We start from the raw sequence: 780 nt of genomic DNA on the forward strand, positions 1-780 counted from the left end.
CGACTTTTGATTAAAAAGCCCGCTCAATGAGCGGGCTTATATTTGGCGTCCCCTAGGGGATTCGAACCCCTGTTACCGCCGTGAAAGGGCGGTGTCCTAGGCCTCTAGACGAAGGGGACAGAAAACTGTTTTACAAAGCGTTGCTTTGTAAGTTTTCTGTTCAGGTGAGCCGAGCCTGAGAGGCGAACGACCTATTCCTTTGCAGAAAACTGTTTGAGTTTTACTACCCGGGAGTTTCCTCCCATTCAGACTTGCGTCTGGCACATGCTCGCCAGGACAAAAACATGCGACTTTTGATTAAAAAGCCCGCTCAATGAGCGGGCTTATATTTGGCGTCCCCTAGGGGATTCGAACCCCTGTTACCGCCGTGAAAGGGCGGTGTCCTAGGCCTCTAGACGAAGGGGACAGAAAACTGTTTTACAAAGCGTTGCTTTGTAAGTTTTCTGTTCAGGTGAGCCGAGCCTGTGAGGCGAACGACCTATTCCTTTGCAGAAAACTATTTGAGTTTTACTACCCGGGAGTTTCCTCCCATTCAGACTTGCGTCTGGCACATGCTCGCCAGGACAAAAACATGTGACTTGTAAAGTTGGCGTCCCCTAGGGGATTCGAACCCCTGTTACCGCCGTGAAAGGGCGGTGTCCTAGGCCTCTAGACGAAGGGGACTAAACCTTCTCTAAATAACACTGTGCAAAGCACAATGTCAGAAACTTGGTGGAGCTAGGCGGGATCGAACCGCCGACCTCTTGCATGCCATGCAAGCGCTCTCCCAGCTGAGCTATA

3 tRNA genes are annotated in these 780 nt (G+C 51.0%); all 3 read right to left on the reverse strand.

The features are described from left to right. Positions 1-43: 43 nt before the first annotated feature. Positions 44-119 (reverse strand) — tRNA-Glu (locus tag TK45_RS15770). Between the two features lie 211 nt (positions 120-330). Then, a tRNA-Glu gene (locus TK45_RS15775) sits at positions 331-406 on the reverse strand. A gap of 181 nt (positions 407-587) precedes the next feature. Next, positions 588-663: transfer RNA gene (locus TK45_RS15780), tRNA-Glu, on the reverse strand. Positions 664-780 lie beyond the last annotated feature (117 nt).

This window comes from Bowmanella sp. JS7-9, from assembly GCF_004329715.1.
GTDB classification, from domain to species: domain Bacteria; phylum Pseudomonadota; class Gammaproteobacteria; order Enterobacterales; family Alteromonadaceae; genus Pseudobowmanella; species Pseudobowmanella zhangzhouensis.